Source organism: Micromonospora sp. NPDC007208 (genome assembly GCF_042869175.1).
GTDB classification, from domain to species: Bacteria; Actinomycetota; Actinomycetes; order Mycobacteriales; family Micromonosporaceae; genus Micromonospora; species Micromonospora foliorum.
Genome location: NZ_JBIAFG010000025.1, coordinates 38,081 through 61,133, shown reverse-complemented (window position 1 = coordinate 61,133; position 23,053 = coordinate 38,081). Strand labels below are relative to the sequence as shown.

Annotated in this window: 17 protein-coding genes; 14 read left to right on the top strand and 3 right to left on the bottom strand. The window is 69.3% G+C overall.

Annotation, left to right across the window (positions count from 1 at the left end; all coding sequences use genetic code 11):
* Positions 1–4 precede the first annotated feature (4 nt).
* Positions 5–1,339, bottom strand: a complete 1,335-nt coding sequence (locus tag ACFYL6_RS31780) for a PHB depolymerase family esterase (protein WP_387176920.1) — start codon at positions 1,337–1,339, stop codon at positions 5–7.
* A gap of 244 nt (positions 1,340–1,583) precedes the next feature.
* Here ACFYL6_RS31780 and ACFYL6_RS31775 point away from each other — a divergent pair, with 244 nt between their 5' ends.
* The 3 genes from ACFYL6_RS31775 (at position 1,584) to ACFYL6_RS31765 (ending at position 6,319) form a co-directional block, all read left to right on the top strand.
* Positions 1,584–2,591 carry a PaaX family transcriptional regulator C-terminal domain-containing protein gene (locus ACFYL6_RS31775; protein ID WP_387176919.1) on the top strand — a complete coding sequence of 336 codons (1,008 nt, stop codon included), beginning with the start codon at positions 1,584–1,586 and terminating at the stop codon, positions 2,589–2,591.
* A 458-nt stretch (positions 2,592–3,049) separates the two neighbouring features.
* A complete protein-coding gene (locus ACFYL6_RS31770; RefSeq protein WP_387176918.1) occupies positions 3,050–4,507 on the top strand; it encodes an endo-1,4-beta-xylanase in 1,458 nt (485 codons plus the stop codon).
* A gap of 510 nt (positions 4,508–5,017) precedes the next feature.
* Positions 5,018–6,319 (top strand): RICIN domain-containing protein, encoded by a 1,302-nt coding sequence (locus ACFYL6_RS31765; RefSeq protein ID WP_387176917.1) that lies wholly within the window; start codon positions 5,018–5,020, stop codon positions 6,317–6,319.
* A gap of 73 nt (positions 6,320–6,392) precedes the next feature.
* Here the strand turns inward: ACFYL6_RS31765 and ACFYL6_RS31760 are convergent, their stop codons facing one another.
* On the bottom strand, positions 6,393–7,163 hold the full coding sequence (locus ACFYL6_RS31760) for a FadR/GntR family transcriptional regulator (RefSeq protein WP_387176916.1): 771 nt from the start codon (positions 7,161–7,163) through the stop codon (positions 6,393–6,395).
* A 147-nt stretch (positions 7,164–7,310) separates the two neighbouring features.
* Between ACFYL6_RS31760 and ACFYL6_RS31755 the strand changes: the two genes are divergently transcribed.
* The 8 genes from ACFYL6_RS31755 to ACFYL6_RS31720 all read left to right on the top strand — a co-directional run bounded on the left by ACFYL6_RS31755 (position 7,311) and on the right by ACFYL6_RS31720 (position 15,364).
* Positions 7,311–8,573: an ABC transporter substrate-binding protein gene (locus ACFYL6_RS31755; RefSeq protein ID WP_387176915.1), complete on the top strand. Its 1,263-nt coding sequence runs from the start codon at positions 7,311–7,313 to the stop codon at positions 8,571–8,573.
* Between the two features lie 4 nt (positions 8,574–8,577).
* Positions 8,578–9,558 (top strand): carbohydrate ABC transporter permease, encoded by a 981-nt coding sequence (locus tag ACFYL6_RS31750; protein WP_387176914.1) that lies wholly within the window; start codon positions 8,578–8,580, stop codon positions 9,556–9,558.
* Positions 9,558–10,385 (top strand): carbohydrate ABC transporter permease, encoded by an 828-nt coding sequence (locus ACFYL6_RS31745; protein WP_387176913.1) that lies wholly within the window; start codon positions 9,558–9,560, stop codon positions 10,383–10,385. The genes ACFYL6_RS31750 and ACFYL6_RS31745 overlap by 1 nt, the downstream gene beginning before the upstream one ends.
* Before the next feature lies 1 nt (position 10,386).
* The gene (locus ACFYL6_RS31740) at positions 10,387–11,610 is read left to right on the top strand and encodes a mandelate racemase/muconate lactonizing enzyme family protein (RefSeq protein WP_387176912.1); all 1,224 of its coding nucleotides are present in this window, start codon (positions 10,387–10,389) and stop codon (positions 11,608–11,610) included.
* A 106-nt stretch (positions 11,611–11,716) separates the two neighbouring features.
* The gene (locus ACFYL6_RS31735) at positions 11,717–12,742 is read left to right on the top strand and encodes a zinc-binding dehydrogenase (RefSeq protein WP_387176911.1); all 1,026 of its coding nucleotides are present in this window, start codon (positions 11,717–11,719) and stop codon (positions 12,740–12,742) included.
* Positions 12,739–13,500 carry a 2-dehydro-3-deoxy-D-gluconate 5-dehydrogenase KduD gene (gene kduD / locus ACFYL6_RS31730; protein WP_387176910.1) on the top strand — a complete coding sequence of 254 codons (762 nt, stop codon included), beginning with the start codon at positions 12,739–12,741 and terminating at the stop codon, positions 13,498–13,500. The genes ACFYL6_RS31735 and kduD overlap by 4 nt, the downstream gene beginning before the upstream one ends.
* A complete protein-coding gene (locus ACFYL6_RS31725; RefSeq protein WP_387176909.1) occupies positions 13,497–14,375 on the top strand; it encodes an amidohydrolase family protein in 879 nt (292 codons plus the stop codon). Before kduD ends, ACFYL6_RS31725 begins: the two co-directional genes overlap by 4 nt.
* A complete protein-coding gene (locus tag ACFYL6_RS31720; protein WP_387176908.1) occupies positions 14,372–15,364 on the top strand; it encodes an aldo/keto reductase in 993 nt (330 codons plus the stop codon). The genes ACFYL6_RS31725 and ACFYL6_RS31720 overlap by 4 nt, the downstream gene beginning before the upstream one ends.
* A gap of 89 nt (positions 15,365–15,453) precedes the next feature.
* On the opposite strand, the gene ACFYL6_RS31715 is transcribed toward ACFYL6_RS31720, so the two are convergent.
* Positions 15,454–18,996, bottom strand: a complete 3,543-nt coding sequence (locus ACFYL6_RS31715; RefSeq protein ID WP_387176907.1) for a ThuA domain-containing protein — start codon at positions 18,994–18,996, stop codon at positions 15,454–15,456.
* 520 nt (positions 18,997–19,516) lie between these two features.
* Here ACFYL6_RS31715 and ACFYL6_RS31710 point away from each other — a divergent pair.
* Genes ACFYL6_RS31710 through ACFYL6_RS31700 form a run of 3 tightly spaced genes read left to right on the top strand, consistent with a single transcriptional unit; the run spans position 19,517 to position 23,041 of the window.
* Positions 19,517–21,028 (top strand): sugar ABC transporter ATP-binding protein, encoded by a 1,512-nt coding sequence (locus ACFYL6_RS31710; protein WP_387176906.1) that lies wholly within the window; start codon positions 19,517–19,519, stop codon positions 21,026–21,028.
* Between the two features lie 55 nt (positions 21,029–21,083).
* Positions 21,084–22,055, top strand: a complete 972-nt coding sequence (locus tag ACFYL6_RS31705; protein WP_387176905.1) for an ABC transporter permease — start codon at positions 21,084–21,086, stop codon at positions 22,053–22,055.
* A 2-nt stretch (positions 22,056–22,057) separates the two neighbouring features.
* Positions 22,058–23,041 (top strand): ABC transporter permease, encoded by a 984-nt coding sequence (locus tag ACFYL6_RS31700; protein ID WP_387176904.1) that lies wholly within the window; start codon positions 22,058–22,060, stop codon positions 23,039–23,041.
* Positions 23,042–23,053 lie beyond the last annotated feature (12 nt).

The following is a 23,053-nucleotide window of genomic DNA, read 5'->3' as shown; positions in this document are numbered from 1 at the left end:
GGGCTCAGGCGACCGCGCAGGACGCGCCGTTGAGGGTGAACGAGGACGGTCGGGCGTTGTTACCGGTGTGGGTGGCCTGGAAGCCGAAGCTCACCGAGCCGTTGGCGGGGATGCCGCCGTTGTAGGCGACGTTGCGGGCCGTCACCTGCCCCGAGCTGGGCGAGTAGGTGGCGTTCCAGCCCGAGGTGATGGTCTGCCCGCCCGGCAGGGTGAAGACCAGGGACCAGCCGTTGACGGCGTTGGTGCCGCTGTTCGTGACGGTGATGTTCTCGGTCAGCCCGGTGTTCCAGGCGTTGACGTCGACGGTCACCCGACAGGCGCCGGAAGCCGGCGGCGGGGTGGTCGGCGGCGGCGTGGTGGGAGGCGGCGTGGTCGGGGGTGGCGTGGTCGCGGGCGGCGTCGTGGGGTCGGTCAGCCCGAAGAACGCGATGGCGGACGCGGCCATGCCGCCGGAGGGCAGGCTGTGCCCGGCCCCCTGGATGCTGTACGCCTCCACCTGGACGGTGCCGCCGCTGTCGGCGTACCGGCGTCGGTTCCAGTTGGCCTGGGGCGTGTCGGTGGAGGTGGGCGTCTGGCTCAGCCCGAACACGTTGGTCCACTGCTCGATCGCCTCCTGCAAGAGGGAGTACGGCACGAGCGTGTCGTTGGTGCCGTGCCACAGCTGCACGCGGGGGCGGGGCCGGGAGTAGCCGGGGTACGCCTGGCGGACCGCGTCCCCCCACTGCTGCGGGGTCCGGTTCATGGTGCCGCCGGTGCACTGGCTGCTGGTGGGCGGGAAGTCCGCCGCGTTGGCGAAGCAGGTGAACGGCACGCCCATGAACGCGGCGCCGGCCTTGAACAGGTCGGGATAGAGGGCCAGCATGTGGTTGGTCATCATGCCGCCGGACGAACTGCCGGTGGCGTAGACCCGGTCCGGGTCGGCCGCGTACTGCTGTTGCACGTACCGGATCATGGAGACGATCGACACCGGGTCGCTGCCACCGCCACGTCGCTTGGCGGCGTCCGACCAGACGTCGAAACAGTTGCCGAACCCGGCCTGCTGGGTGGCGGACGGGTAGATCACGATGTATCCGTAGCGGTCGGCGAGGCTGGCGAACTCGCTGCCGGAGTAGAAGCCGGGACCGGACCCGCCGCAGCCATGCATGGCCACCACGACCGCCGGCCGGGCCGGGCGGTTGTCCGGCACGTAGACGTGCATGCGCATCCGGCCCGGGTTGTCACCGAAGCTGGTCACCTCGGTCAGTGACGCCGCGTACGCGGGCCCGACCGTGGGGACCACCAGGCCGGCGGCCACCAGTGACGCGGCCAGGGCGAACAGTAGTTTCCTTCTGGTCTTCAACGGACGACTCCTTCGTTGCCTGTGCAGGCTGGATCGGCCGTGCGATCCGGTCGCGGGTGTGCCCGACTCCCGCGGTGGTCGCACGAGGCCCGCTACCTGTGGCTCGCCCGGCCCGGCTTCGGATGGCGTCGCGTGGCATTTAGTGTTCCCCCCGGACCAACAAGTGTCAATCGAGCAACCTCGATCTGTGTGGCGACGGTCCGTCTACAGTCGTTCTGCTGTCCCCGAGGAGCACGGAGCGCCTGTGGCAAGCCCCTTCGACATCGACGAGATCTATCCGGACGATGGAGAGCACCCCCTCCGGCTGCCTCGCAAGCAGGTCGGCAACTCACCCCAGGGTGTCGCGGTGACCCTGTTGGCCGACTACACGCTGCGGACCCGTGCCGCCCTCCCGTCCGCCGCCATCGTCGCGCTGCTCGGGGAGACCGGCGTGACGACGGCCGGAGCGCGGACCGCGATCAGCCGGTTGGCCCGCCGTGGCGTCTTGGAGGGCAGTCGACTGGGGCGGCGCAGCTCCTACCGGCTCAGCCACGCCGCCGCCGCCAACCTCTCCGCCGGAGGGCAGTGGATCCTCGCCTCCACCACCTCGACGGCGCGGTGGGACGGGTGCTGGACGCTCATCGCGTTCTCGCTACCGCAGGATCGCAGTACGCAGCGCCGGGCCCTGCGGGCGCAACTGCGGTGGCTCGGTTACGCGCCGCTGTACGACGGGTTGTGGATCTCGCCGCAGGAGTTGACCCCCGCGGCTCGGGCCGAACTCGACCGGCTCACCCTCGGCGCCGTGACTGTGTTTCGCGCGCGGCAGACCGCGCTCGCCTCGACCATCCACCGTGCGCCGATCGAGGCCTGGGACATCGAGGCCATCAGCCGGAGTTACGACGCGTTCCTCCGGCGTTGGACGCCACTGTTGCCCGAAGTGCTGACCGGGCAGGTCGATGGTGCCGCCGCAGTGCGAGCCCGTACCGAGGTCATGGACACCTTCCGGCGTTTCCCCGTCCTCGATCCGCAGTTGCCCGTGGAACTCCTCCCAACCGAATGGCTCAGACGTCCGGCGCGGGAGCTGTTCGCGGCCGTCTACGACGGCCTCGCCGTACCCGCCGAGCGACACGTCCGGGCGGTCGTCGAGGGGATCGCCGGCGCCGCGCAGCCCGGCATCGAGGCCCACACCACGGCCGACCTGCTCGCCGGAGTGCGCGCCGACCTGCCACCGGCGCAGCGGCCTGCGGGTGGCTCGGCCACCGGGTGCTCGTGAAGGGTGCGGCGGTCACCGTCGGCCGACGACTGTGAGCGATAACAGGGTTGCCGTCCGGTGCGGTCCCGGCGGCACGCTGGCACGGCCCGTCCGCTGGTCGGGCGGCGGCTGAGCACGGTTGCCCTGGGTCTCCGGGACCGGGCGAAAGGTGGCGTTGCGGGAGATCGGCGTGAACGACTCGTTACATCTTGACGTACGGCATGTTATCGCTCACTCTCGATATAGAGGACGATCGCTGCCGTGGCTCACCGGGCGAGCCGCACGGGTCGTACCTCGGATCACGACGTCCGCAAGGGCAGGCGGACGTCACCTCGGGACCCGGCAGTTGCCGGCGACAGCCCTCTCGGCCTGTGTGCTGATGCCGGGCGGCCAGGACGATCGTCCCGATCAGTCGTCCCGAGCGAAGTGGCACATCACCACCACCGATGCAACCACTGAAAAGGAACGCCATGAAACCCATGAGAACAATGCTGGCAGCGGCGACCATCGCCGTCGCCCTCACCACCGGTATGACGGTGGCGCTGACTCCCGCGTCCGGTGCCGGCACGACCCTGAAGGCGGCCGCCGCCGAGAAGGGCCGCTACTTCGGCGCGGCTGTCGCGACGGGCAAGTTGTCCACCAGCGCGTACACGACGATTCTGAACCGTGAGTTCAACAGTGTCGTGCCTGAGAACGAGATGAAGTGGGACGCCACCGAGCCGCAGCAGGGTCGGTTCAGTTACACCGGTGGTGATCGTCTGGTCAGTCACGCGCAGGCCAATGGCATGAGCGTGCGGGGTCATGCGTTGTTGTGGCACGCCCAGCAGCCGGGTTGGGCGCAGGGCATGTCCGGTAGCGCGTTGCGTAACGCGGCGATCAACCATGTCACGCAGGTGGCGACGCACTTCCGGGGCAAGATCTATGCCTGGGACGTGGTGAACGAGGCGTTCGCCGATGGTGGTGGTGGCGGGCGGCGTGACTCGAACCTGCAGCGCACCGGCAATGACTGGATCGAGGCGGCGTTCCGGGCGGCGCGGGCGGCGGACCCGGGTGCGAAGTTGTGTTACAACGACTACAACACCGACGGGATCAACGCGAAGTCGACGGGCATCTACAACATGGTGCGGGACTTCAAGTCCCGTGGTGTGCCGATCGACTGCGTGGGGTTCCAGTCGCACCTGGGCACCTCGTTGGCCGGTGACTACCAGGCCAACCTGCAGCGGTTCGCCGATCTCGGTGTGGATGTGCAGATCACCGAGCTGGACGTGATGACCGGCGGCAACCAGGCGAACATCTTCGGCGCCGTTACCCGCGCGTGCATGAACGTCTCGCGCTGCACGGGAATCACCACCTGGGGTGTGCGGGACTGCGACTCGTGGCGTGGGTCCGACAACGCCCTGCTGTTCGACTGCAACGGCAACAAGAAGGCCGCGTACACCGCCGTCCTGGACGCCCTCAACGGCGGCTCGACCCCGCCCACCACGCCCCCGCCGGGCTCCGGGGTGGACACCAGCGCCTGGTACGTGTTGCTGAACCGGAACAGCGGCAAGGCGCTGGACGTGTACGCCTCGGCCACCACCGACGGGGCGCGCATCAGCCAGTGGACGCGCAACAACGGGGTCAACCAGCAGTGGCAGTTCGTCGACTCGGGCAGTGGCTACTACCGGGTGAAGTCCCGCAACTCCAGCAAGGTGCTCGACGTCAGCGGCTTCTCCACCGCCGACGGCGGCGCGATCGTGCAGTGGGCCGACCTCAACGGCACGAACCAGCAGTTCCGGCTCGCGGACTCGGCTGACGGCTACGTGCGCCTGATCAACCGCAACAGCAACAAGGCCGTCGAGGTGCAGGGCGCATCCACCGCCGATGGTGGAAACGTCGTGCAGTACGCCGACTGGAGCGGCACCAACCAGCAGTGGCAACTGGTCCGGATCGGCTAGCGACCGGCGCCATCGACCTGGGGAAGTGGGAGCTGCCGGCCGATCGGGATCCGGCCGGTGCCAGCCCGGGCGAGGTGTGACGAACGGCGGCCCGCCCCGTCCGGGCGGGCCGCCGTGGCCGCCAGGTTGTCGTTGTCGGTCGATCGATCGGATCGACGGCAGTCGTTTGACGTATGACGTCTTTACCGCTAATTTTCACCCCGCGGGCCACGCGGTCGCCGGGAGCCAGCACGTCGCACCGCGCCGTTTGGCGCGGGCCTGCTTCGAAGCCCGGATCGTGGCATCGCCATCGACGTGCGCCGCTGGCCGCAGGATGCCCGCACCCAACACCCCAGACGTGCTGACGCCACCACCAGGACGCCGGCACGCACGCCAGGGCACGCGCGGGCGTTCCGCTCGTGGTGACCCCGATCGAAGGAGTGGACCATGAAAGCCCTCGGTGAGGCTCGTCCCGCCTCTCGACAGAGACGTCGCTGGCGGTCAGGGTTGGCCGCGGCGGCGGCCGCGGTCATGGCAGCCAGCACACTCGTCGCGGTCAACGCGGCGCCTGCGGCGGCAGCGACAGTGGACACGAACGCGTGGTACGTGCTGGTGAACCGGAACAGCGGTAAGGCGTTGGACCTGTACGCCTCGGCTACGAATGACGGGGCGCGGGTCAGTCAGTGGACGCGTAACAACGGGGTCAATCAGCAGTGGCAGTTCGTGGATTCCGGGGGTGGCTACTACCGGGTGAAGTCGCGGCACTCGGGCAAGGTGCTCGACGTCAGTGGCTTCTCCACGGCTGATGGTGGTGCGATCGTGCAGTGGGCTGATCTCAATGGGACGAACCAGCAGTTCCGGTTGGCGGACTCGGACGGTGGTTATGTTCGGTTGATCAACCGCAACAGCAACAAGGCGGTGGAGGTGCAGGGCGCGTCCACCGCCGATGGTGGGAACGTGGTGCAGTACGCCGACTGGGGCGGCACCAACCAGCAGTGGCAACTCGTCCCCGTCGACGGTGGCAACCCACCGCCCTCGGGTGGCAGCGGATGCGGCAAGGCGCCGACGCTGGCCAGCGGCACGCACACGATCCAGAGCAACGGCAAGAGCCGAACCTTCATCCTGCGGGTGCCCGCCAACTACAACAACAGCAACCCCTACCGGCTGATCTTCGCCTTCCACTGGCGGGGCGGCACCATGCAGGAGATCTCCTCCGGCGGCACCAGCGGGACCGCGTGGTCCTACTACGGGCAGCAGGAGCAGTCGAACAACAGCGCGATCCTGGTGGCGCCCCAGGGATTCGGCAACGGCTGGGGCAACTCCGGCGGTGAGGACATCACCTTCGTCGACGACATGATCAGCCGGATCGAGAGCAGCCTCTGCGTCAACCCGCGGCAGCGGTTCGCGCTCGGCTTCAGCTGGGGTGGCGGCATGAGCTACGCCGTCGCCTGCGCGCGGGCCAACGTCTTCCGCGCCGTGGCGGTCATCTCCGGTGGGCAGATCAGCGGTTGCAGTGGCGGTACGCAGCCGATCGCGTACTTCGGGCTGCACGGCATCTCGGACAACGTCCTGGGCATCTCGGGTGGCCGGGCGTTGCGCGACACGTTCGTCCGGAACAACGGCTGCACCGCGCAGAGCCCGCGCGAGCCGGCAGCCGGAAGCCGCACGCACGTCACGACCACGTACTCGGGCTGCCGGGCCGGTTACCCGGTGCAGTGGGCCGCGTACGACAACGGTCACATGCCCGGCCCGGTCGACGGCACCTACGCCGAGAGCGGCATCACGACCTGGACCAAGGGTGAGATCTGGAGGTTCTTCGCCCAGTTCTCGTGACACCTCTCGGCCTCAGCCGGCGGCGCCCGCTCCCGTACCTCGGGGGTGGGCGCCGTTGGTTCGCCCGGGACGGTCAGCGTTCGAGGCGGACCGGGCTCCCCGAGCCACTGCGGCGGACCAGCCAGGCCTCGGTGATGTGGGTGAACATCGCCTCGGCGGCGCCGTTGGGATCGTGGGCGGCGATGCGTTCGTAGATGCGTCGGTGACCCTGGTTGGACGCCACGCACAATGCGCGTTCGGTGCGGCCCATGTACCGGGCGGTGTTGATGACCTGGCTCTCCAGCGCGCGGACGACACCACGGGCGATGCGGTTCCCGGAGGTCTGCATGATCGTGTCGTGGAAGGCCCGGTCGTGGTCGTGGTAGGTGACGTGGTCGTCGACGAGTTCGTCCATCCGGTCCACCATGGCCCGCAGTCGATCGACGGTCTCGGCGTCCGCGAGGCGGGCGGCGACGTTCGCCATGTCGGACTCCAGCACCCGTCGGGTGACGACCAGGTCGTCGAGGATGGCGAGGCTGTCGTCCACCGCGATGGTCGCCGCGAGGACCAACTCGTCGAGCATGTCCCAGTGTGACGGCGGGGTGACCATGGTGCCGGCGCCCTGGCGGACCTGCACCAGCCCCTTCTCCTGAAGGATCTTCACCGCTTCCCGGACGACGGTCCGGCTCACGCCGAAGGTCTCGCAGAGGATCGGCTCGGGGGGCAGGGAGGTCCCGGACGGGTGTACGCCGCGGACGATGCGCTCCACCAGTTCGGCGGTGACCGCCCTGGCGAGGTTGGTCGGCCGACGCACCCACGCCGGGGTTGCCGGGCTGTTCAGGGCTGTCTCCTGCGGTGGCGTCATGTCCCCCTCCGAATGGCTCGCCGTGGCACGACGTCCGGGTCAGTGTACGGCCGACTGTTGACGTCACACGTCATACGAGTTACCTTCCGGTCAACATTTGGCTCGCGGGGCGCCCGCCGGCCACCCCCCATACAGAGGTGACAATCGATGAGACAGCGCGCAATATGGTCGGCCGTCCTCGTTGTGAGCCTGGCCCTGGCCGGTTGTGGAAGTGCTAGCGATTCGGGCAAGTCAACCAGCTCGGACGGCAAGTTGGTGGTGTGGGACTGGAAGTCCGGTGAGCCGTTCGCCAAATCCTATCTGGACAAGGCCAAGGCCGACTTCAAGAAGAAGCACCCCGACGTCGAGGTCGAGTTCGTCGCACAGCCCTTCGACCAGTACTACACCCTGCTCGGTGCGGCGATCCAGTCCGGCAAGGGCCCGGACGTCATGCTGTTCAACGGTGGCGGCCAGATCCGCGACCGGGTGGACGCGCTGGTGCCCCTCGACGAGTACGTGGCCGAGGACAGGCAGCGGTTGGCCGGCTGGGAGGCGTTCGCCAAGGACGGCAAGACCTACGCCGCCCCGGTGACGCTGCAGGGTTACCCCATCTACTACAACAAGGAAATCTACCGGAAGGCCGGCCTCGACCCGGCGACCCCGGCCACCACCTGGGACAAGTTCGTCGCCGACTGCGCCGTCATCGCCACGAAGGGCGCCAAGTGCTTCGCCCTCGGCAACAAGGAGGGCGTCGGCATCCAGTTCTGGCTCTCCAGCCTGGGCTCCACCACCCTGACCACCGCGGAGTACGACTCCTGGATCGCCGGCAAGCGCGACTGGAAGTCGCCAAACGTCAAGCGGATCTTCCAGACGTGGAAGGAGGCCGGCGACAAGAAGATGAACAGCGACGGGGCCAACTCGACCGCCATGTTCAACGACTCCTTCGCCCTCTTCCAGTCCGGTAAGGCCGCCCACGTGATGGGTCTGATGTCGGACGTGGGGCACTGGCAGGACTTCAACGAGTTCCTGACCCCGGAGCAGCTCGGCGTCATGAAGGCCCCGATCGTCACCGCCGGCACCACCCCGAGCCTCCCGTACGACGGTGGCATCGGCTACGCGGTCGCCAAGTGGACGAAGGACCCGAAGGTGGCCGCCGACCTGGTGCGCTCCCTGAGCTCGGCCGACGCGTTGAAGGCCTTCTACGCCGACGCCGGCGCGATCGCCGCCGACACCACCATCGACGTGTCGCAGGCCGGGCCGGCCGTCGGCACGATCGTCAGCGAGCTGAAGAGCGGCAAGCCCGCTCTGCACGTGGCGCTCTCCTCGAAGACGCTGGACCTGATGGGGCGCCTCTCCCAGCAGCTGCTCAGCGGTTCGGTCACCGTCGACGAGGTGGTGAAGCAGTTGGCCGCTTCCGACCAGGCGGGCTGACCTCGTGCCGATCGGAAACACGCAACCGTCGGTCCGTCCGGCTTCGGCCGGACGGGCCGGCGGGGCGGCGGTCCCCCCCGCCGCGCATCAGAGTGGCGTACGACCCCGTCGCAACCGTGGCGGCCCGCGGGCCGAGCGCTTCGCCCCCTACATCCTGGTCCTTCCGGCCGTCCTGATCATCGTGTTGCTGCGGCTCTACCCGCTGCTGCTGGGCGTCAACTTCTCCTTCACCGGTGACGGCGCGCAGAACGGGACCGCTGTCGGATTCGGCAACTACCGCGAGTTGTTCGGGGATCCGCTGTTCCGGACCGCGCTGAGCAACGTCGGGCTGCTGGTACTGCTCCTGCCGGTGGCGGTGGCGATCCCCGGTCTGCTCGCGACGTTCATCTACCTCCGGGTGCCGGGCCACCGCTTCTACCGCAGCGTCTACTTCTTTCCGGCGGTGCTCTCGCCGGTCATCGTCGGTGCGATCTTCAACCTGTTGCTCGCCTTCGACGGCCCCCTCAACGCCGTGCTCGGGTCGTTCGGTGTCGGTCCGGTGGACTGGCTCGGGGACCCGGACATCGCGATGTTCATGGTGGCGGGCGTGCACATCTGGGCCACCTTCGGCATGGCGCTGGTGGTGTTCCTCGCCGGTTTCGCCACGCTGGACGCCGCGCTCCTGGACGCCGCCCGGGTGGACGGGGCGTCGCTGCGCCAGGTCGTCTGGCACGTGATCATCCCGGCCCTGTCGCGCACCATCCAGTTCGTCTTCGTGACCACGATGATCGGGATGCTGACCTCGATGTTCGGGCTGCTCTTCGTGATGACCAGCGGTGGGCCGGAGGGGTCGACGTACCTACCGGAGTTCTACATCTGGAAGCAGCAGGGCCAGATGAACCGTCCGGCTCTCGCGTCGGCAGCCTCGACGATCCTCTTCATGATCATGCTCGTCGTGGGGCTTCTTCAGATCAAGCTGCTCGAACGATCCGGAAAGGAGGATTGATGTCTCGCCTCCGCCTGGGACGGTGGCTGATCGCCATCCCCATGTCGCTGCTCGCCCTGGCGACGATCTACCCCCTGCTGTTCACCGCCAACGTCGCGATGAAGACCCGGCGTGACTACATCCTCGACCGGTTCGGCCTGACCGACGCCCTGCGCTGGGAGAACATCAGCGCGGCGTGGACCAGCGTCGGCATGGGCCGCTACTTCGTGAACTCGCTGTTCGTGGTGACGGTGTCGGTGCTCCTGCTGCTGCTGTTCGGGTCGATGGCCGGCTTCGCCCTGAGCCAGCTGCGGTTCCGCGGCTCGTCGGCATTGTTCCTGGGTTGCCTCGCGGGCCTCTTCATCCCGTTCCAGGTGATCATGGTGCCGCTGGCTCGGATCATGGCCGACACCGCGCTCATCGACACGTACCCCGGCCTGATCCTGGTCTACGTGGCCCAGTTCCTGCCCTTCACGGTCTTCCTCATGACGAGCTACTACAAGGGCATCCCGCCGGAGATCGTCGACGCCGCGCGGATCGACGGCAGCACCGTGTACGGCGTGTACCGCCGGATCATGCTGCCCCTGGGCACCCCGGCGCTGCTGTCGGTCGGCATCCTCAACGCCCTGTTCTGCTGGAACGACGTCCTCATGGCGCTGGTGATGATGCCGTCGGCCGATCACCGGACGCTCATGATCGGGGTGACCTCGTTGCGCGGGCAGTACTCCGACAACATCCCCACCTTCGCCTCCGGGGTGCTGATCGCGGCAATACCCGTCCTGTTGGTCTACCTGTTCCTCCAGCGCCAAATTGCCGACGGTGTAGCCGCCGGTTCCACGAAGGGTTGACATGCGGATCACGGGATATCGGACGCTCACCACGGTCCAGGAATGGGGGCGACCCGTCGGCGACGCCAACGGGGTGTTCGCCGACGGGGTGGTCCCGGTCTCGATCGTCATCGTCGACACCGACGAGGGCATCTCGGGAGTCGGCCTCGGGCCGCACGTCGAGATCGAGCGGATCTTCCCAGCCATCGAGGGCGAAGACCCCCGGGCCGTGACGTCCCTGTACGACCGCATGTTGCGGCACACCTTCAAGGCCGGCCACGCCGGGCCGGTGTTCGGCACCATCGGCGCCCTGGACACCGCCCTCTGGGACATCAAGGCACAGGCCGCCGGCGAACCGCTGTGGCGGCTGCTGGGCGGGCGAGACCGGCGGGTCACCGCCTACGCGTCCGGGCTGGACATCGGGCTCACCGACGACGAACTCGTCGCGGAGTACGAGGTCTACGCGAGCCACGGCCTACGGGCGGCCAAGCTCAAGGGCGGTCTCGACATCGAGCGCGACCGGCACCGCCTGAGCCTGGTCAAGGAGGTCCTCACCGAGGCCGGGCACGGCCGGCGGCCGGGCCTGATGCTCGACGTCAACGAGGCGTGGACCCGCAAGCAGGCCGTCCGGCACGTCTGCGAAATCGAACGCACCCTGGACCTCATCTGGATCGAGGAGCCGGTCCGGCGCTGGGACGCCGAGGGTCTCGCCGCGGTCAGCCGAGGCGTCTCCGCGTCGGTCGCCACCGGTGAGAACCTCACCGGGCTCGAACAGTACCGTCCGCTGATCGCCGCCGGCGCGGTCGACATCGTCCAGATGGCGGCCGTCTGGGGGGTCACCCACTTCCTGCGGGCGTCCGCCCTGGCCCACGCCCACGACCTGCCGGTCAGCCCGATCGGCAACAGTCCGGTCGGCCTGCTGCACGCCGCGACCTCGGTGCCGAACCACCTCACCAGCGAGTTGCAGGACCTGCACCCGCCGGTCGGTGTCTCCATCGATCTGCACGTCGAGGATGGCGCCTTCATCCTCGGGGACGCACCCGGGCTGGGCGTCCGGGTGGACGAGGAGCGGATCCGGGCGGCGAACCGCCGACCGCAGGCGCACACGGCCGACAGCCCCAACGTCCGGCCGGAGCGGGCCGGACGGCGCCTGCTGGCCGGGGTCGACGGGGTGATCCCGACCCGCCAGGTGCCTGTGGTGCCGCTGAACTCCCACAACGAGGTGTCGCCGACCGTACGGCACTGAGCTGACCACCAGAACAGGGAAGGCGTGGGTGCATCGCGACGGCGATGCACCCACGACCATGCCCGGTCGGCACGACCGACGTACCGACCGTCGAGACGGAGGAACGATGAAGGCAGTCGTCTACCGGGGAGCGCGACACCTCGGAATCGAGAACCGCGACCCGGAGCCACCGGGCCGCGGCCAGGTACGGATCGAGGTGGCGTACACCGGGATCTGCGGTACGGACCTGCACATCTATCACGGGGACATGGACGCCCGGGTCGGTGACTCGGCGATCATCGGGCACGAGATGTCCGGGCGGATCGCGGCCGTCGGCGAGGGCGTGACCGGCTGGAACGTCGGTCAGCCCGTCACCGTGATGCCGACCCGGCCCTGCGGACGCTGTGCGGCCTGCCAGCGGGGCAACTCCCACGTCTGTCACGCGATGAACTTCCTCGGCATCGACTCACCGGGTGCCATGCAGTCCTCCTGGACCGTGCCGGTGGAGCTGGTCCTGCCGCTCCCGGAGGAGTTGCCCCTCGACCACGCGGCGCTCGTCGAGCCGGTGGCGGTCGCCGTGCACGACGTACGCCGGGGCAACGTGACCGCCGACGACCAGGTGGTCGTGGTCGGTGGTGGGCCGGTCGGCGTCCTCATCGCCACCGTCGCGCGAGGCCGGGGTGCGCGGGTGCTCCTCGTCGAGCCCGACCCGTTCCGACGCGAGGTGGCGGAGGGGATCGGGATCGAGGCCGTCGACCCGCGAGCGACAGATGTCGTGGCGTTGGTCAACGACCGTACCGACGGCGCGGGCGCGGACATCGCCTTCGAGGTGTCCGGCGCCCCGGCCGGCGTCACGACGGCTGTCGACGTGCTCACCACTCGCGGGCGGCTGGTGATGGTGGCGATCCACCCCCAGCCCCGGGAGGTCAACCTGCACCGGTTCTTCTGGCGCGAGCTGGAACTCCTCGGCGCCCGCCTGTACCAGCGCGACGACATGGTGGAGGCGATCCGGTTGGTCGCCTCGGGTGCGATCCCGGCACGGCAGCTCATCTCCCGGGTGGAGCCGGTCGAGGCGGCCAGCGCGGCCTTCGCGGCCCTGGAGGGTGGCGGCGTGATGAAGGTGCTGCTCGATGTGCGGGAGGGTAACCAGTGACGGCGTTGTTCGACCTGTCCGGACGGACCGCCGTCGTGACCGGGGCGCGGCGCGGTATCGGCCTCGCCATGGCCGAGGCGCTGGCCCTGGCCGGCGCCGACATCGTGGGCGTCTCCGCCCAGCTCGAAGCGGAGGGCAGCGAGGTCGAACACCGGGTGCGCGCCACCGGCCGCCGGTTCACCGCGCTGCGGGCGGACCTCGGCGACCGGGCGGCCGTGCACCGGTTGGCCCGCGACATCATCGCTCTCGGGCCGGTCGACATCCTGGTGAACAACGGCGGCACGATCGCCCGCACCCCGGCCGCGGAGCACCCGGACGAGATGTGGGACCACGTGATCGAGGTGAACCTCAGCAGCCAGTTCATCCTGAGCCGGGAGATCGGCCGGACGATGGTCGAGCGTGGCCGAGGGAAGATCATCTTCACCGCGTCGCTGTTGAGTTTCCAGGGCGGCATCACCGTCCCCGGTTACGCCGCGTCGAAGTCTGGCGTTGCCGGTCTCACCAAGGCGCTGGCGAACGAGTGGGCGGCACACGGGGTCAACGTGAACGCCATCGCGCCCGGCTACATCGCCACCGACAACACCCAGGCGCTGCGCGACGACCCCGACCGCAACCAGGCGATCCTCGGCCGGATCCCGGCCGGGCGGTGGGGCCGGGCCGACGATCTCGGGGGTGCCACGGTGTTCCTGGCGTCCACCGCGTCGGACTACGTCAACGGCGTCGTCCTGCCCGTCGACGGCGGCTGGTTGGGCCGATGACGGGCGCACCGGAGCCCGGACGCGCCGGGATCGTCGACGCACACCACCACCTCTGGGTCCGGGCACGGCACCCGCAGCCGTGGATCGACCCGGTGACCATGGCGGCCATCGACGCCGACTTCGAACCCGCCGATCTCGCGCCGCTGGCCCGGGCGGCCGGGGTCACCGCGACCGTGGTGGTGCAGTCCATCGCCTCCGCGGACGAGACGGTGGAACTGCTGGGGGTCGCCGCCGAGGACACACTGGTCCGTGGGGTCGTCGGCTGGGTAGACCTGACCGCCGACGACGTTCCGGAGCGCCTCGACCGTCTGCGGTCCGCGCGGGGCGGGGAACGCCTCGTCGGCATCCGCCACCTCGTGCAGTCCGAGACCGACCCGGCGTACCTGGACCGCCCGGACGTCCGTCGGGGAATCGCGGCGGTGGGCGCCGCCGGCCTCGTCTTCGACCTTTTGGTACGCCAACACCAGCTCCCCATGGCCGCGCGTCTCACGCGCGATCTGCCCGAGGTGAGCTTCGTCCTCGACCACCTGGGCAAGCCCGCGCTGGGCCGTCCGGAGCTGGCGCAGTGGAGCCGGGACCTGCGGTCGTTGGCGGCCTCGCCCAACATGACCGCGAAGCTCTCCGGGCTGGTGACCGAGGTGCCGCTCCCGCACTGGACGCCGGGGGACCTTCGACCCGCCGTCGAGGACGCCCTCGACGCGTTCGGACCGGACCGACTGATGTTCGGCTCGGACTGGCCGGTCTGCCTGCTCGCCAGTTCGTACCAGCGGTGGGTCGACACCCTCGCGGAGCTGCTGGCGGGCCAGGACGAGGCCGACCAGGCGTCGGTCTGGGGCGGGACGGCACGCCGCGTCTACGGGCTGGAGGCGTCATGATGGCGCGCGCGCTGCCGCGTCGCCCGGAGGTACGCCTCACCGAGCTGGGCCTCGGCGCGGCCCAGGGCGGCAACCTGTACCGGACGACGACGGACGAGGAGTTCGCCTCGGCGGTCGACGCGGCGTGGGAGGCGGGCGTCCGGTACTTCGACACCGCGCCGCACTACGGTCTCGGGCTCTCCGAACGCCGCCTCGGTGCCGCGCTGCGCCACCGGCCGCGCGACGAGTACGTGGTGTCGACGAAGGTCGGGCGACTGCTGGTGCCGTCGCCCGGGGACGCGCACCTGCGGGACTCCGACGGGTTCGACGTGCCCGCGACCCACCGACGGGTGTGGGACTTCAGCCGCGACGGTGTGCTCCGCTCCATCGAGGCCAGCCTGGACCGGACCGGGCTGGACCGGGTCGACATCGTCTACCTGCACGACCCGGACGACCACTGGGAGCAGGCCGCGCACGAGGCCGTACCCGCTCTGGTCGACCTGCGGGACCAGGGCGTCGTGGGTGCCATCGGTGCCGGTATGAACCAGTCGGCGATGTTGGCGCGGTTCGTCCGGGAGACCGACGTCGACGTGATGATGTGCGCCGGGCGGTACACCCTGCTCGAACAGGGCGCCGCCGCCGACCTGTTGCCGGCCGCCGAGAACCGGGGGGTGGGCGTGGTCATCGCGGGCGTCTACAACTCGGGGCTGCTGTCGCGGGACCGGCCGCCGGCCGACGCCGTCTACAACTACCAGCAGGCCCCGGCCGAGCTGATCGAGCGGGCGCGGCGGATCGCCACGGTCTGCGAGACGTACGGGGTGACCCTGCCGCAGGCGGCCCTCGCCTTCGTCCGCCGGCACCCGGCCGTGGTGTCGACGGTGGTCGGCATCCGCAACGAGGCGCAGGCGGTCGAGACGGTACGACGGTCCGGGGTCGTCGTACCGGAGGAGTTGTGGGATGACCTGGCGGCGGCCGGGCTGCTCGCCGCGCCGCCCGGCCGGCCGGTCTGATCGACGACGACGTCCCGGCCGGGACCGGCTCCGTTCCTCGGATACCGGTCCCGACCGGGACGTCAGCTTTTACCGCGACAGCCGCGGGGTCACACGGCGGTGAACCGCCACTGCTGGTTGGTGGCGCTGTGGCAGGTCCACTGCAACAGCCGGGCGCCGTCGGTGGTGGCGGCACCGTTGACGTCCACGCAGAGCCCGCTCAGCACATTGCGCACCGTGTACACGCCGGAGGTTCCCGTCGCGGTGGCGGTGAACTTCTGCTGGTTGCCGTTGTTGCAGGTGGCCTGCTGGAGGAAGGCACCCGCCGCGGTGGAACTGCCGACCACCTCGACGCACTTGCCGCTGTGCACCGCCTTCAGGTAGACCGCACCGCTGCCGGCGTCGACCGCCTGCCACTTCTGGTTGTTGCCACCGGTGGACGCCCACTGGGTGATCTGGGCGCCGTCGGCGGTGGAGACACCGCTGACATCCATCAGCTTGTTGCTGTGCTGTGCGGTGACCGTGTAGGTCTTCCCCGCCAGGCCACCGCCGGTGCTGGGCGTACCGACACCGTTGCCGCCAAAGGTGTGCGAGTCGAGGTCGAACGAGTTGCTGCTGTTCTTGAACACCATGTAGAGCGTCTGTGTCCCGCTGAGCGCGGCGACGCTCACCGGAGTCGTGGACTGGTAGTTGTCCCAGCCGCCCGTACTGGGCACCGTGGTGGTGGCCAGCAGGGTGCCGGTCGGCGAGCCGGCGCGCAGCTCGATCGAACCACCGCCGGAGGGTGACGACACCCGGTAGCTGACCGTCGAGATGCCCGACAGGCTCATCGGGCTGAACGCGATCCAGTCGTTGGTGGAGATGTCACCGACGCGCTTGGTGCTCTCCGCGGCGGCCTGGTCGACGACCCGGATGCCGGACTGGCTGCTGAAGTACTCGGCCTGCTTGTGCTTCGGTTGCAGGATCACCTGCGCGGTACCGGTGAGTGGGGCCGCGCCACCGGCGCCACCGCTGTCGGTGTAGCGGGCGTTGAGCACGTAGAACAGGTTCGCGCCGTCGGGGTGCCCGCCGAGCAGGTCGGTGGAGATGGTGCCGGAGCAGCCCGGATACTCGGTGGTCTCGTGCGCGTGGTCGTCGTGACCCAGCGCGGGGTTGAGGATCACCTTCGAACAGTCGACCGTGCCGCCGTCGGGGTCGGTCACGGTGATCTGGTACGGCACCTTGTCGCCGAAGGTGAGCATGCCTCCGTTGGGCGGGGTGGTGATGGTGACCACCGGTGCGCTGTTGCCGACGGTGATCTGGACGTTGGCGAAGCCCGTCTTACCGGTGTTGTCGGTGACCTTCAACTGGGCCGTGTAGTTGCCGTTGGCGGTGTAGACCTTCGACGGGTTGGCCGCCGTGGAGGTGGTGCCGTCGCCGAACGTCCACTGGTAGGTCAGCGTGTTGCCGTCCGGGTCGGACGTGCCCGCGCTGCTGAACTGGACGGTCAGCGGCGAGGTGCCACTGGTGGGCGTGCCGGTGGCCTTGACGATCGGTGACCGGCCGCCCTGGATGTAGTCGATGCGGTAGAGCCCGGAGTCGCTGTTGCCGCCACCGAAGTTGGTGCCCCACTCCAGCAGGTAGAGCGAGCCGTCCTTACCGAACTCCATGTCCATCGGCTTGTTGAAGCCACCACCGGGCAGGAACGGGTTGGTGCGGGTCACGGCCGAGGAGGAGTCGAAGTGCACCTCCTTGACGTAGTTGCGCGACCACTCGTAGAAGAAGTGCACGCCGTCGTAGTAGGGCGGGAACTTCGTCGCGGACGGGTTCGACGCGTCGTAGCGGTAGACCGGGCCGCCCATCGGCGCGGAGCCGCCGGAGCCGAGCTCCGGGAAGGTCGGCGAGGTGCCGTAGCCGTACCAGATGTTGGGTGCGACGACCGGCTTCAAGCTGGTCAGGCCCGTGTTGTTGGGCGAGTTGTTGACCGGGGCGGAGCAGTTGAACTTCGCGCCGACCACGCCGGTGTCGGGGTTGAACGGCGCGTAGGGCTGGTTGTCACCGTGGCAGAACGGCCAGCCGTAGTTGCCGGGCGTCTTGATCACGTTGAGCTCGACCAGGCCCTCCGGGCCCCGGTTGGTGGTCGGCGGGTTGCGGTCCGGCCCGTAGTCGGCGAGGTAGACCCAGCCGGTGGCCGCGTCGATGGAGAAACGGAACGGGTTGCGGAAGCCCATCGCGTAGATTTCCGGCTTGGTCTGCGCCGTGCCCTGGGGGTAGAGGTTGCCGCTCGGGATGGTGTAGCTGCCGCTGGCTCCCGGGCGGATACGCAGCAGCTTGCCGCGCAGGTCGTTGGTGTTGCCCGCGGTGCGGGCCGCGTCCAGGTTGGACTTGCCCGAGCGCCAGTCCAGCGGGGCGTAGCCCTGCCAGTTGGGGTCGAGGTTCGGGGGCGTGTCGTCGCCGGTGCCGATGTAGAGGTTGCCGTCCGGACCGAACTCGATGTAGCCACCGGTGTGGCCGGGCTCGGGGAACGTCCGGTCCCGGTACGCCGGGATGTCGATGATCGTCACACCACTGGACATGTTCAGCGTGTCGCCGCTGAGGGTGTAGCGGGAGACGCGGTTGACGTCTGTCGAGCTGCTCGCCGGTGAGTGGTACAGGTACACGTACCCGTTGGTGGCGAAGTTGGGGTCGAGCGCCATGCCGGTGAGACCGTCCTCGCCGCCGGTGTAGACGCTCAGCGTGCCGGCGGTGACGGTGCTGTTGGTGGAGGGCTTGAAGATCTTCAGCTGCCCGCCGCGCTGGGCGTAGAGCACCCGTCCATCCGGGGCCACCGCCATCGCCATCGGGTCGACGGTGTTGTCGTCGAGCGTGCGCTTCTCGAAGTTGCCCCAGACGGTGCCGCCGCAGTCACCGGGGACGTTACCGGCGGCCCACTTCACGCCGTTGAGCACGTGGTTCTGGAAGTTCGTCTCGCTGTAGGAGGCGATCGCGTGGCCCATCGCGGTGGCCCACACCCGCCCGCCGGCGGTGTTGCGGCACCAGGAGATCGGGTGGTCCGGGCCCATCGCCCGCGATCCCGGGTTGTAGGTGCGCTCGTCGGCGGTCACCAGGACGTGCACCTTGCCGCGCGGGTTGGTGTCGAAGTTGTACCACTCCTCGCTGCGGTTCCACCGATCCGGCAGACCGGCCGTCGACGGGTGCTTCTTGTCGGCGACGATGGCGGTGCCGGGCAGCACGCCGGGGGAGTGCTCCGGCATGTGGGCGCCGCCGTTGATGGTCTCGTCCCACCACGGATACTCGGTGTCGATGCCCATGTCAGTGGCGTTGTGGATGCCGACGATGCCCTTGCCGCTGGCGAGGTAACCCTCCACCGCCTGGCGCTGGGCCGCCGAGGTCCAGACCATGCCGGAGGTCTGGAACATGATGATGACGTCGAAGGTCGCCAGGTTGCTGGCGGTGAAGACGCTCGAATCCTCGGTCGCCACCAGCTCGAAGTTGTTCGCCGCGGCCTGCTGCTGGAACATGGCGATTCCGGCGGGGATCGAGTCGTGCCGGTAGCCGGCGGTCTTGGTGAACAGCAGCGCGCGGAAGGCCGGAGCCGCCGACGCGGGTGGGGCGAGTCCGAGCGCCAGTAACAGGCCGGCGATCACCGAGATGAGCAATGTGTTGCGACGCATGCCGTCTCCTAGGTTGGGCGGGCGTAGGGGTTGCGACCACGGGTCCTACGACGCGTCAGGTTGACCTGGACACGCGAGGGACACGGGCGCGCTGGTCTGTCCTCGTGCCGTTCGCCGCAACGGCAGTCAGACCTGCGGGACGTCACACAGCGTGATGCTGGCCGTGGTTCTCGTCCCGTGGTCCACGAGGTCAGGATGAGCTAGAGATCGAAGACTGTCAATTCACGAAGTAACGTCCGACGTCCTGCCCGGTGGACGGCGGTCGCGCTCGGCTCCCTCGCTGCGGTTCCGCCTGTCGATCGCGGCCCGGGCTGGCAGTCGGGCTTGATCGAGGATTGCGGACCCGCATCCAAACATCTATCTTCATACGTGTGATGTTTCGTTGGTGTCAAGGAAATGTTTTGGACGCGCGAACGTAAGCCATCGCTGTTCCTACGAAAGTTTGATGTCCAGCGCCTCAAAGCCGCCGTAGTGTGGCATTGAGTCCTGTCGATAACTACTGTCTGTGAGGGCACTCGGGATGTCAGACTCGCGGCCGGTGCCGCTGCTCACCCTTCGGGGCATTGGCAAGTCCTTCCTCGGAGTCCGCGTTCTCGACGGTGTCGACCTCGATGTAGCGCCGGGCGAGGTGCACGCCGTGGTCGGTGAGAACGGCGCCGGGAAGTCGACCCTCATGAAGATCGTCTCGGGCGGGTACGCCCCGGACGGGGGCACTGTCGAGTTCGCCGGTGCGACACGTACGTTCCGTGGTCCGCGCGACGCGCAGCGGGCCGGCATCGGCATCATCCACCAGGAGTTCAACCTGCTCCCGGAGCGTACCGTCGCCGAGAACGTCTACCTCGGGCACGAGCCGGTCCGCCGCGGGCTCGTCGACCGCCGGGGGATGCTCGACCGCACCACGCGACTGCTCGCCTCGATCGGTGAGACCACGTTGCCGGCCGACGCCCGGGTGGGGCAGCTGGGCGTCGCCCAGCAGCAGGTTGTCGAGATCGCCAAGGCACTCGCCCTGGACGCGCGACTGCTCATCATGGACGAGCCGACCGCCGCGCTGGCCGACCACGAGGTCGAGCTGCTCTACGGGCTGGTGCGCCGACTTCAGGAGCGGGGCATCGGGCTGCTGTACGTCTCGCACCGGCTCGCCGAGGTCTTCGACCTGTCCGGTCGGATCACCGTACTCAAGGACGGCCGTCGGGTCACCACAGTGGACACCGTGGACACCACCGCCGACGAGCTGGTGCGGCACATGGTCGGCCGGGAGCTGTCCAGCTACTACCCGGACCGGGCCGCCCCGGAGGACCGGGGCCCGGTGCGGCTCAACCTGCGCGACGCGGGAAACCGGAAGCTGCGCGACGTCAACCTCCAGTTGCGCGCCGGCGAGGTGCTCGGCATCGGCGGCCTACAGGGCTCCGGGCGCTCGGCGCTGGCCCGTGCGATCTTCGGGGTGTCGCCGTTCACGACCGGGGACGTCACGCTCGACGACCGGCCGGTCCGGCTGCGCTCGCCCCGTACCGCGATGCGGGCCGGCATCGCCTACGTCACCGAGGACCGCAAGGGCGAGGGGATCGTCCCCCGGCAGTCGGTGCTCGACAACGCGCTGCTCGCCAGCCGGGCCGTCTTCGCCGCCCGGTCCGGCCGTGCGGCGAGGACCGTTCGGGTGCGCGAGTTGCTGGCCGCCGTGGAGGTCCGCGGCGCCGGCGACGACCAGGAGATCCGTTTTCTGTCCGGGGGCAACCAGCAGAAGGTCGTGCTGGCCCGATGGCTCGCGCTCAACCCGCGGATCCTGCTCTTCGACGAGCCGACCCGGGGCATCGACGTGGGCGCGAAGTCAGCCATCCACGACCTCGTCCGCCGCCTCGCCCGTGACGGCGCGGCCGTGCTGATGATCTCGTCCGACCTACCGGAGCTGCTGGGGATGAGTGACCGGATCGTCGTCATGCGGGACGGTCACGTCGCGGGCGAGCTGCCCGCCGGCGCGACCGAGGAGGAGGTCGTCGCGTTGGCGGTCGGCACCGTGCGCGAGGTGGCCCAGTGAGCGCGAGGAGTGAGCCGGGTTTGCGAGCCCCGCAGTCGCGAACCGAGGAGGCCCAGTGAGTGCTCTGTCGCTGCTGCCGGCCCGGCGTCCCGTACCGGGCGTCTTCGTGGCCCTGACCCTCACCCTCACGATCGGCTGGTTGGTCGTCCTGCTCGACGGCGGTCAGCTCTTCAACCAGTCCACGACGGTGAGTCTGCTGCATGTCGCCGCCGGCCTCGGGTTGGTCGCGGTCGGCCAGACCCTGGTGATCCTGGGCGGCTCGCTCGACCTCTCGGTGGCGTACGTGATCAGCCTCAGTACCCTCGTCGCGGCCGAGACGATGAACGGCAACGACGGTGCGGTGCTGCCGGCGATCGGCCTGGTGCTGGTCGTCAGTGCGGGAGTCGGGCTGCTCAACGGGCTGCTCGTCACCCGGTTCCGGGTCAACGCGTTCATCGCGACCCTCGGCGTCGGGCTGCTGCTCAAGGGATACCTCGACAACGGCTACGACGGGCCGGCCGGCACCACCGCGCCCTCGCTCGTGCAGTCGCTCGGCTACCAGCGCGTCGGGCCGGTGCCGGTGTCGTTCCTGCTGCTGGTAGTCGTGACCGCGGCGGCCTGGTTCGCGCTGTCGCGGACCCGCTTCGGCCACCACCTGGTCGCCGTCGGTGGGGACCCGGAGGTGGCCCGTCTCTCCGGTGTCCGCAACGACCGGGTCCTCGTCACCGCCCACGTCCTGTGTTCGATGTGCGCGGGGCTCGCCGGCATCTACCTCGCCAGTCGGCTCGGCTCGGGCGCCCCGCGGGTCGGCACCGAGGGGCTCTACGACCTGGAGTCGATCGCCGCGGTGGTGATCGGCGGCACCGCCCTCGCCGGTGGGCGCGGCGGCGTCATCGGGACGGTCGGCGGGGTGCTGCTGCTCGCCAGCATCGACGCCATCTTCAACCAGCTCGAGGTCGACGCCTTCTTCAAGCAGGTGATCCGGGGCGTCATCATCATCGCCGCGGTCGCCGTCTACGCCCGCCGGGCCATGCGAAAGGCGGCCTAGCCATGCAGACCGTCCAGCCCCGTTCCCTGCCGCTGCGTCTGCCGCGGGTGCGTCCCGGTGGTGTCCTGCCGATCCTCGCGATCCTCGCGGTGCTGTTGGTGCTCGTCGGCATCCGGCAGCCCGACTTCCTGGCCCCGCCGTCGCTGATGTCCTTCCTCGGTCGTTCGGCGCCGATCATCCTGCTCGCCGCCGGCCAGTACTTCGTGATCGTGTCCGGCGAGTTCGACCTCTCGGTCGGGTCCCTGGTCACCGCGCAGGTGGTGGTCGCCGCCCGGCTGATCGACAGCGACCCGGCGCGTACCTGGCCGGTGGTGCTGCTCCTGCTCGCCTTCGGAGCGCTGGTCGGGTTGGTGAACGGCCTGATCACGACACGGCTGCGGGTGCCGTCGTTCATCACCACCCTCGGCATGTTCCTGATCCTCGTGGGCGCGGTCTACCTGTGGTCCGACGGCGCCCCGAAGGGTGGGCTCTCCGAGGAGTTCCGGCGGTTCGGCCGGCGGGCCTTCGAGGACGTGCCGGTGCTGGGCCGCGTGCCGTACGCGCTGCTGGTCCTGGTGGTCCTGGCGGTGGCGGCCGTGCTGCTGATGCGCTCGGACTTCGGTCGGACGCTTGTCGCCGTCGGCGACAACCCGCGCACCGCCGAGTTGAGCGGCGTACGCGTGTGGCGTACCCGGACCTTCGCCTTCATCCTCAGCGGCCTCGCGGCGGCGGTGGCGGCGATCCTCCTGGGCGGCTACAGCGGCGTGTCGTTCCAGGCCGGCGCGGGCCTGGAGTTCGGCGCGATCACCGCGGTCGTCCTCGGTGGCGTGGCGCTCGGCGGGGGTCGGGGCGCGGTCGTCGGGGCGATGCTCGGCGCGCTGACCCTCGAGTTGCTGTTCGCCCTCATGAATTTCTACGGCGTCTCCGGCGCCCTCAGGTCGACCGTCCAGGGCGGGATCATCCTGCTCGCCGTGGCGGTCTCGGCATCGCGTTCTTCGTCGAGATAAAGGGGAAACCAT